This window comes from Parabacteroides sp. AF48-14 (genome assembly GCF_003477465.1).
GTDB lineage: Bacteria > Bacteroidota > Bacteroidia > Bacteroidales > Tannerellaceae > Parabacteroides > Parabacteroides acidifaciens.
This window is the reverse complement of record NZ_QUDI01000075.1, coordinates 1-9,869: the sequence shown is the minus strand read 5'-3', so window position 1 is coordinate 9,869 and position 9,869 is coordinate 1. Positions and strand designations below refer to the sequence as shown.

General features: G+C 44.7%; 9 protein-coding genes and 2 pseudogenes. 7 read left to right on the top strand and 4 right to left on the bottom strand.

Annotated features, from left to right (window positions below):
* From DW083_RS21455 to mobA, 4 genes and pseudogenes are all read right to left on the bottom strand, one after another.
* A pseudogene (locus tag DW083_RS21455) lies at window positions 1–501 on the bottom strand (hypothetical protein); the annotation flags it as partial.
* A gap of 64 nt (window positions 502–565) precedes the next feature.
* Complete coding sequence (gene mobC / locus DW083_RS21450) at window positions 566–2,578, bottom strand: conjugal transfer protein MobC (RefSeq protein ID WP_028897903.1); 2,013 nt, start codon at window positions 2,576–2,578, stop codon at window positions 566–568.
* A gap of 19 nt (window positions 2,579–2,597) precedes the next feature.
* Window positions 2,598–3,842, bottom strand: coding sequence for a conjugal transfer protein MobB (gene mobB / locus DW083_RS21445; protein ID WP_122333780.1), 1,245 nt, complete (start codon window positions 3,840–3,842; stop codon window positions 2,598–2,600).
* Window positions 3,827–4,264, bottom strand: a complete 438-nt coding sequence (gene mobA / locus DW083_RS21440; RefSeq protein WP_005926230.1) for a conjugal transfer protein MobA — start codon at window positions 4,262–4,264, stop codon at window positions 3,827–3,829. The genes mobB and mobA overlap by 16 nt, the downstream gene beginning before the upstream one ends.
* 359 nt (window positions 4,265–4,623) lie before the next feature.
* Between mobA and DW083_RS21430 the strand changes: the two genes are divergently transcribed.
* The 7 genes and pseudogenes from DW083_RS21430 to DW083_RS21400 form a co-directional block, all read left to right on the top strand.
* On the top strand, window positions 4,624–4,977 hold the full coding sequence (locus DW083_RS21430; RefSeq protein ID WP_122333778.1) for a hypothetical protein: 354 nt from the start codon (window positions 4,624–4,626) through the stop codon (window positions 4,975–4,977).
* On the top strand, window positions 4,974–5,735 hold the full coding sequence (locus tag DW083_RS21425; RefSeq protein WP_122333777.1) for a ParA family protein: 762 nt from the start codon (window positions 4,974–4,976) through the stop codon (window positions 5,733–5,735). Before DW083_RS21430 ends, DW083_RS21425 begins: the two co-directional genes overlap by 4 nt.
* Window positions 5,736–5,739: 4 nt before the next feature.
* Window positions 5,740–6,210, top strand: coding sequence for a DUF3408 domain-containing protein (locus DW083_RS21420; protein WP_005800876.1), 471 nt, complete (start codon window positions 5,740–5,742; stop codon window positions 6,208–6,210).
* A 1-nt stretch (window position 6,211) separates the two neighbouring features.
* The gene (locus tag DW083_RS21415; RefSeq protein WP_005800877.1) at window positions 6,212–6,892 is read left to right on the top strand and encodes a hypothetical protein; all 681 of its coding nucleotides are present in this window, start codon (window positions 6,212–6,214) and stop codon (window positions 6,890–6,892) included.
* A 166-nt stretch (window positions 6,893–7,058) separates the two neighbouring features.
* Window positions 7,059–7,355 carry a DUF4134 domain-containing protein gene (locus tag DW083_RS21410; protein ID WP_005800878.1) on the top strand — a complete coding sequence of 99 codons (297 nt, stop codon included), beginning with the start codon at window positions 7,059–7,061 and terminating at the stop codon, window positions 7,353–7,355.
* 12 nt (window positions 7,356–7,367) lie between these two features.
* Window positions 7,368–7,694 carry a DUF4133 domain-containing protein gene (locus tag DW083_RS21405; protein WP_073348153.1) on the top strand — a complete coding sequence of 109 codons (327 nt, stop codon included), beginning with the start codon at window positions 7,368–7,370 and terminating at the stop codon, window positions 7,692–7,694.
* Window positions 7,691–9,775, top strand: a pseudogene (locus tag DW083_RS21400) (TraG family conjugative transposon ATPase); the annotation flags it as partial. The gene DW083_RS21405 and the pseudogene DW083_RS21400, both read left to right, overlap by 4 nt.
* Between the last annotated feature and the right edge of the window lie 94 nt (window positions 9,776–9,869).

Here is a 9,869-nt window from a genome sequence, read left to right as displayed (position 1 = left end):
ATCAAAGAATATTAATAGATTAATTTTTCTTATCGCAAGATAATCCTTTACATATTTAGCTTTGATGTATAATGATATTTTAGATAGTTTTGCTACGACCTCTTCTGAACCATTATTCATAACAACATAGTTCTTTTCTTCTTCTGAAATGTATTTTTCATGCAAATTATGATACAATCTAAATTCTTCGGATAGTTCAATATAAGATGGATGTGTACCATAACCATCCCTATAAAAAACAAAAGGTTCACATTTATTGTGTCCCAATCTATCATAATTCACAATAGGCTTTTTATTTACATACCTTACAGAAACACCCGGCATTCCATCCCCTCGCGGTAAATCCCAACAATAGTTACCCAATACTTCTAATACATTTTCATCTGTTACTAATGCAGAATGTATTCCAATATCACTAACTGTTATCCATCCATTCTCTATAAACTTTTTAGATATTCTATCTTTTATATCTTGGCATAAAACATAATTTCTTTCATCCATAATTAGTAAATTTATAATTTCTCCAAAAGTACAAATAATACTATTCTTAAAGAAAGGCAAATGCTTATTCTTCAACATCTTTAATCAAATGTTGTAAATCAGGGTCGTTCTTTATCCGTTCCATTTCGTCCGTGACAATCTGTTGGACTTCCTGCTTGACCCGGTTGTAATTTGCCTGTATTTCTTCCTGCATCCGGTCGTTCCCGTTTTCGTCCCTAAAATCTATAATTTGGGGCAGTTTCTTGTAACTGGCTGTTTCCCGCTTCACTTTCTCGTTATCCACCACAATTTCAGCATGGAATATTTTCTGCTCTATCCGTTCATCGAAATTGTCGCTGACCGCACCCACAAACATACCCTGTGTGAGATTGGATATTTTACTGGGTGGTATCAGGCTATCCATCTGCGTGCTGATAGAGGTTGATTTGTCATTCCGGTTAATAGTCATGCTTTGCCGTTTTTGCAGTACCTTTCCGAAACGGTCTGAAAGCGTTTTTGCCGTTTCAGAAACCACCTGACCGGAAAAGATATTACCCACTGTATTTTCAATTACTTTGCTTTCCTTGTCCCCATAATCCCGGCGTAACTGGCTGAAATCCTGAAAGCCCAAACAGACCGCAACCTTGTTGCTTCGTGCCGTTGCTATCAGGTTATCCAGTCCCCGAAGATATACTGTCGGCAACTCGTCAATTATCACGGAACTTTTGAGTTGGTGCTTCTTGTTTATCAGTTTCACGATACGGGAATTATACAGTCCCAAAGCACAGGAATAGATATTTTGGCGGTCGGGATTGTTGCCTACTACCAATATCTTAGGTTCTTTCGGGTTGTTTATATCCAGTGAAAAATCATCACCTGTCATTACCCAATATAGGGCGGGTGAAATCATCCTTGAAAGCGGGATTTTAGCACTTGCAAGCTGCCCCTGCAACTGGTCTTGCGCATTCGATTCCCATGCGTCCATGAACGGTGAAAGGTAGTTTTCCAGTTCGGGGTAACTGGTTAAAATTGTGAACGTATCGGCATATTTCTTGTTCAGAAATTCAATGGCGTGCGGGAATGTACAATACTTGCCACCCTGATAGATTTTCAAAAACCATATTATAGAAGCGAGCAGGATAATCGGGCTTTCCACAAAGAAATCTCCCTGCTTGGTTATCCAACTGCGGTTCAAATTTAACATGATTGTATAACTGGCTTCGTATGCGTCTGATATGTCCGTCATAAACGCCGGATTTATCGGGTTGCATCGGTGGCTTTTACGTGGGTCGTCAAAGTTAATCATGTAGAATTTAGGCTTCACCTTATACCCGTCTAAATGGCTGATTAAGTGATTGTAAGCTATCTCCGAAAGGTCAGGAAATTTGTAGTCATAAATATAAACAGCAAAGCCTTTTTCGATTTGCTGTTTTATGTAATTATTGACTATCGCATACGATTTTCCCGAACCGGGTGTGCCTAAAACCATGCTTGCCCTGAACGGGTTTACAACGTTTATCCATCCGTCATTCCATTTCTTTTTGTAGTAGAACCGGGTCGGCAGGTTGATGGAATACTCGTTTTCTATCAAGCGTGTTTCCTGTGCAAAACTTTCATTCTCGGTATTAAACACGTCATCCATCAGGTTATTTTTCAACAGGCGGGAAATCCATACTCCGGCAGCCAACAGGGAAAGATACCCGGCTGTCATGGTAAAGATATACAATGCCGTGTTTGCTGCCAGTGGCAACGGCATAACCAACAGCCACCAGTTTAGGAAAAACAGGATAAAACCTATTGTCAGGAATACATAAATTTTGTTCCATGTGATTTTTTCCTCTTTCACTCCTTTTGTACCCAAACAGGAAAGGGCAAGGAATACCACCGAAAAAAGTTTGGTGTACAGGATATTGGAAAACAGCCCGGCGGTACGCTGGAAGTTCAGCAGGATTTTATCGACTACCCCGATATTGATACCCCACTCCCGGAACGACTGGTAACAAAACCAGTAAATGTTTATCACTACAAATAAAATACTGATTGCCCGCATAAAGTCCATGACTTTTGCCAGTCCTCTTAAATCATCTTCGTTCTGCATAATTGAATTTTTAGGATTACTAAATACGTTTTTGTTTCTTCTTCTTTTTCTTTTTAGGTTGTGGAACTTGGCTGTTATCGGGCGGTGTATCATTCCCGCCGGATAACAAGCCGAACAGTCCGGCAACAGCTTTACCCGTCCCCTCTGAAAGATGCCCGGTCGGGTTATACCCTTGCGTATGTTCCTGCATTTCCGCTTTGCTGTTTCCCGTAGCAAGAGTACGGGAGCCAGTAAACAGGTCGTTGAACACATTGGCGGAAAAGTCCTTTCCCAACCGTGACCCGTTCAGGACGGTACGGCTTTCATGGTCGATGAATGTTACACCGTATATCCTGCCCGTATCGTTTTGCCGGAACAATACATCTATGCCTTTCCCTTTCAAGTCCGTAATAAACTGTTCCCGATTGCGGGCAGATTTCATCACTGTACCAACCGTCCGGCGGGTACGCTCTTTCAGGTTCTTGTCCTGAATGTCCTTTGCGGATTTCTTGATGTGCCTTTGGATGGCTTCGTAACCTACCGATTTTCCCAAAGAAGAAGATTTGAACGGGTTTCCCTGCTTTTCTCCTTTGTCATTGGTAGCCGAATAGACAATGCCGTTATAAGGTTTGCCGTTCACTTCTCCTTTCACTTCTTCCGCCTGTACATTATATATAGATAGCAACGCTTTGTACTCGGTGAAACTTTGGAAACGGTAAGCTCCGGCAAGGGCTTTCACCGTATTGGATAACTGGTGCTTTACGTCCCCTGCCCGGTAGTCCACCTTTTTAAGCTCCGGGCGTTCGGCTGCCTGTTTTTTTTCTGCCGGATGCAGCCCGTACTTCTGTTCCAGTTCACGGGTGATTTGCTTGCTGCGGATATGCTCGAACTTGTCGTTTATCTTTTTACCCGTATCATCTACACGGATGGAAACGATATGTATATGGTGTCTTGCAATATCTTCGTGCTTGTAAACCATATACGGCTGATTGCCGTACCCCAGCTTATCCATATACTCTTTGGCAATATCCGCAAGCTGGCTATCGGAAAGCACATCGTCCGGGTGCGGGTTCAGGGAGATATGGATAATCGGCTTTTCCGTTTTCAGGTCTGCGGGCAGGTGCATATCGAAACATTCCATACACCGCCGGATGCTGAAATTTCCGTCCTCGCTCTCAAACATACGGTTACTTAAAAGTACCTTTCCCTGCTGTTCATCCACCTTGTTTTGGTTGTAAGCGAGCGCACCAAACAGGGAACTGCCTACACTTATCTTTGCAACCATCTTGTTTCAAACTCACGGGTCAGTTCAATAATTTGGCGATTCAGGTCGGCAAGTTCCATCGTTGCCTTTTCCAGTTTATAGAGAAATGCGAGTGCTTTCTTTTCTGAAAAATTGGTATTGAGAGCCTTTACCACCTGATTGTAATTCACGGCGATACCCCTGTATTGGGAATATAAAGCGGTCAGCCGGGTATAATATTCGACCGCCGCCTTGTCGATTTTTATCACTTTGAACGGTTCGCCGAAGATGCGTGCAGTGATAAAGTGTGCTTTCGTGCGCATACCCGACTGGTCGAACAACGCCAAAAAGCGGGCGTGGTCTATCGCATTGAAGCTGATAGAGTACCGGAACACTGCCGGGTCTGCTTTGGGCTTGCGTCCTGCGCCACCCGGACGGGGCGCATTTTCATTTTTTTGTTTCATGCTTCTTTTTTTTTAAAGGGTTACGACTTCGGAGTGACCCTATCCCGGCTTCGTCCGGGCAAGGCGTTCAAAGCTGCTGAAAGAATTTCAAGCAGCTTTGAACACACCTTGCTATTTGCCAGTGCAAATAAAAATCCGCCTACGGACGGATTGGAGTTAGCGGATATTGGAACGCTCCCGGCGGCGGGGGCTTGGTTAGCCTGACCGATACCTTTCGGTTGCAAAGTAACAGGTATTAAAGATGCTGTGAAATAGTGGGTTATAGGACAAATAAGGACAAACGGGGACATTTGAGGACACCTTTCAAAAGGGGCTGTTTTTCTACGTTTATTTGTCCCGGATTTAAGAAAGAAAGCAATATGGACGGATGGAAATATGCAGCGAAATGCAGACGGAAAGAAAGCGGATTTGAAAACTTGAAAACAAGATTTCAAGATTGCAATCTTTCAAGAAAGCAGGAAAGCAAACCGGATGGAATGATTGAAAGAAAACAGTCATTCAATCGGGAAAGTAAACTGTCTGCAAAGAAAGCAAGCTGCCTTTGTGGAATGAATGAAAACAAAGAAGCAGGAAAGAAAACAATCTGTCTTTGCAAAAAAACAGAAATCAGCCCTGCTTTCCTGCTGGCAATATGGAACGAAAGAAAACCATCCGTTCATCTGAATGGATGGAAAACAATAAAGATGTATCACTATAATTCAGTATTACAATGAAGAAAGAAACCTTGTATGTGGCTTTCTCCACCCAAAAGGGCGGGGTCGGCAAAACAACGTTCACTGTCTTGGTGGCAAGTTACCTGTATTACCTGAAAGGGTATAATGTGGCGGTCGTGGATTGCGACTACCCGCAACACAGTATCAGTGCCATGCGCAAACGGGATGCCGAACAAGTGAACGGGGATGATTATTACAAACAGCTTGCCTTTCACCAGTTCAAGACACTGGGAAAGAAAGCGTACCCGGTGCTGTGCAGTTCGCCGGATGAAGCGATAAAAACGGCGGATGAATTTCTTGCGTCTGCCGGGTCAGATTATGATGTGGTCTTTTTCGACCTGCCCGGAACGGTGAACAGTGAGGGTGTTATCAACTCCCTTTCAGGAGTGGATTATATTTTCACTCCCATAGCCGCCGACCGGGTGGTATTGGAAAGTAGCCTTTCCTTTGCGGTGGCTATCCATAAACTACTGGTAAAGAATGAAGCGTGCCGACTGAAAGGGCTGCACCTGTTTTGGAACATGGTAGATGGACGGGAAAAAACAGACCTCTACACCCTGTATGAGCAGACCATCGGGGAACTGGAACTGCCCCTTATGAACGTATTTATCCCGGACACCAAAAGGTTTAAAAAGGAACTGGACGCACAGCGTAAAACCGTGTTCCGTTCTACGCTGTTCCCCGCAGACAAACGGCTGGTAAAGGGCAGCAACATGGAAGAACTGATAACCGAAATCGCATACCTTATAAAACTGTAACGATATGGCAAAGCAAAGCGGCGGGAAACCGCAAATTGACGAGGATTTTATGAAAGAGATTATTTCACAGGGCTTACCCGTGAAGAAACAGGAAACGCCAACAGTGACGGTGAAAACGGAAATAGAAACACCGGATAAACCGGACGATAAAACGGGTACAGTGGAAACGGCAGATAAACCGGAAATCAAGGCAGAACCAAAGGAAGAAAAGGCGGTGAAAGAACCTGCCCGCCGGAAAAAGAACACTCCGGGCGATTACCGGGAAACCTATTTCATGCGGGTGGACTTGACCGACCGCCAGCCGTTATACGTCAGCCGTACCACCCATGAAAAGCTAATGAAGATAGTAACCGTTATCGGCGGACGCAAAGCAACCGTGAGCAGCTATGTAGAAAATATCCTGCTCCGGCATTTCGACCAGTTTCAGAACGAGATAAACGAACTGTACGAAAGCAAATTTGAAAAGCCGTTCTGATATGTTGAAGTGGTTTATTATCGGAACACTCCTGTATTACGCCATCCTCTTATGGCGATACCGGGATAGCTTGGGAACATGGTTCACGGGCGGGAAAAGAGAACCGGAGCAGCCGGAGAACAAACCGACCGAAAAAGTGGGAAACGGTGATTGTCTTGTAGGTGCAAGCCGTTACCGGATGGGACAAATGAGGACAAACGGGGACATCTTAGGACACCTTTCAAAAGGGGTTGATAATGCTTCTATATTTGTCCCGCAAAGCGATGAAACGGTGATAGAAACGCCTGCTCCGCAAGCGATTGAAACCGAATTTGAAATGGAATTTGGAACGGAAGACGTGCAAGAAACGGACGTTTCGCCGGATGAAATCGAAGCGGAAGAAATCGCCTGTTACATGGGGGACGGTGAGCCTGAAATGGCACAGGGCATCACGCTGGGGGAACTGGGGCAAATGGTTCAGGTCATTCAGATAAAACAAGCGTCCGACACGGAAGAACGGCAAGCGGTGCAGACCATCTGCCGGACGGAAACAAACCTGTTTCACTCGCTGGTGGAACAGATTAACGGGGGCAGGTCACGGGTGGCAGAACTTTTACAGAAACATGAGATACCCGTGCCCGCCATCGTCCCGGCTGCCGGAAGTAATGAAATGGCAGACTTTAATATGAACGATTTTCTTTAGTGATAAACTTTAAATAATAAGATGATGAAGCAAAGAGATTACGGTTAAAAAGCAAACCTTTCCGAACACGGGGAAAACTCCCCACAACCACAAAATTTTCAATTATTATTCATTCTGCCGGGCGGACTATCCAATCGTCCGGCAATTAAAAAATCAAGTATTTATAATGAAAAAGAAAGTTCTCTTTTCGGCAGTCGTTCTTTGGGCTGCATCCTCCGCTTTTGCACAGGGTAACGGCATGGCGGGTATTACAGAAGCTACCAACATGGTAACCAGTTATTTCGACCCGGCGACAAAATTAATTTACGCTATCGGTGCGGTGGTCGGCTTGATTGGCGGCGTGAAAGTGTATGGAAAATTTTCTTCGGGCGACCCTGACACCAGTAAAACGGCGGCTTCGTGGTTCGGTGCGTGTATCTTCCTGATTGTCGCTGCCACCATCCTACGTTCATTCTTCCTCTAAAAGAAATGGGCTATGGCAGACTATCCGATTAACAGGGGAATAGGCAAGCCAGTTGAGTTTCGGGGGTTGAAAAGTCAATATCTTTTCATTTTTGCGGGCGGGCTGTTAGCCCTGTTCGTGCTTTTCATCATCATGTATATGGTAGGCATTAACCAGTGGGTGTGCATCATCTTCGGCGTTACTTCGGCAACGCTGCTTGTATGGCTCACATTCCGGTTAAACGAAAAGTACGGGACGCACGGGTTAATGAAATTGTCCGCACGCAAAAGCCACCCTTTCCATATCATCAACCGCAAAGCCATATCCCGATTATTCCATTTAAAACAAGCATCGAAATGAGAAATATATTAAAAGCTACCACGCTGGAAAACAAGTTTCCACTGTTCACGGTGGAAAACGGGTGCATCGTTTCCAAAGATGCTGACATAACGGTGGCGTTCCGGGTGGAACTGCCCGAACTGTTCACCGTCACGGCAGCCGAATACGAAGCGATACATTCCGCTTGGAACAAGGCGGTAAAGGTGCTGCCCGATTACAGCATCGTACATAAACAGGACTGGTTCATCAAAGAAAACTATACGCCCGACATCCAAAAGGATGATTTGAGTTTCCTTTCCCGTTCCTTTGAACGCCATTTCAATGAAAGACCGTTCTTAAACCATACCTGCTATTTGTTCCTAACGAAAACGACAAAGGAACGCAGCCGGATGCAAAGCAATTTCTCCACTCTCTGCCGGGGCTTCCTTGTACCCAAAGAGATAAAGGACAGGGAGACGGTCACAAAGTTTCTTGAAGCGGTGGGACAGTTTGAAAGCATTATGAACGATAGCGGTTTCATCACCCTTACACGCCTGAACTCGGACGAAATCACCGGAACAAGGGAAACGGCAGGTATCGTGGAAAAATACTTTTCACTCTCACAGACCGATACCACCACACTGAAAGATATTTCACTGGGTGCTGACGAAATGAAGATTGGCGACAATATCCTTTGCCTGCATACCCTTTCGGATGCGGAAGATATGCCGGGCAAGGTGGGAACAGATACCCGCTATGAAAAGCTATCCACCGACCGGAGCGATTGCAGGTTATCTTTTGCTTCTCCGGTGGGCGTGTTGCTCTCCTGCAACCATATCTATAACCAGTATATCTTCATTGACGACCATACGGAGAACCTGAAACAGTTTGAAAAAATGGCTCGCAATATGCACTCCCTTTCCAAATACAGCCGTGCCAATCAGATAAACAAGTCGTGGATAGAGGAATATTTGAATGAAGCCCATTCGCAGAGGCTTATCTCCGTGCGATGCCATTGCAATATCATGGCGTGGAGTGACGACCGGGACGAACTCAAACACATTAAAAATGATGTGGGGTCACAGCTCGCACTTATGGAGTGCAAGCCACGCCACAACACCACCGACACGCCGACCCTGTTTTGGGCGGGCATACCCGGCAATCAGGCGGACTTTCCAGCGGAAGAAAGTTTCTATACCTTTATAGAACAGGCTCTTTGCTTGTTCACCGAAGAAACGAACTACAAAAGTTCGCTTTCTCCCTTTGGTATCAAGATGGTGGATAGGGTCACGGGAAAGCCGTTGCACATTGATATTTCAGATTTACCCATGAAGCGGGGTATTATTACCAATCGCAACAAGTTTATACTTGGGCCGAGTGGTAGCGGCAAGTCATTCTTCACCAATCACATGGTGCGCCAGTATTACGAACAAAATGCGCACGTGCTATTAGTCGATACCGGAAACAGTTATTTGGGGCTGTGTGAAATGATAAACCGGAAAACGCACGGGGAAGATGGGATATATTTTACCTACACCACTGAAAACCCGATAGCGTTCAATCCTTTCTATGTGGAAGATGGGGTATTTGATATTGAGAAAAAAGAGAGTATCAAAACACTTATCCTGACCCTGTGGAAAAGGGACGATGAAGCACCCACACGGGCGGAAGAAGTGGCTTTGTCGAACGCTGTTAGTTCCTATATCGGACTGATTACCAAAGACAGTTCCGTTACTCCCTGCTTCAATACGTTCTACGAGTATGTGAGGAATGACTACCGGGCGCACCTGCAAGAAAAGAACGTCCGGGAAAAGGATTTTGATATAGATAACTTCCTGAATGTGTTAGAACCTTACTACAAAGGGGGCGAATACGACTACCTGCTGAACTCCGACAAAGAGCTTGATTTACTACATAAACGCTTCATTGTCTTTGAGTTGGATAATATCAAAGACCACAAAATCCTATTCCCGATTACGACCATTATTATTATGGAAGTTTTTATAAACAAGATGCGTAAATTAAAGGGTATCAGGAAATTAATATTAATTGAAGAAGCGTGGAAAGCGATTGCATCGGCGAATATGGCGGATTACATAAAATACCTTTGTGCGCCCGTAAAGGTTGCATCGTAAACATCTCTTTGGCAAGAGATTAGGAAAGTGTTCTTTGAAAAATAACCTATCATCAGCCGACTTATCTGTTTTCGGGAAAACT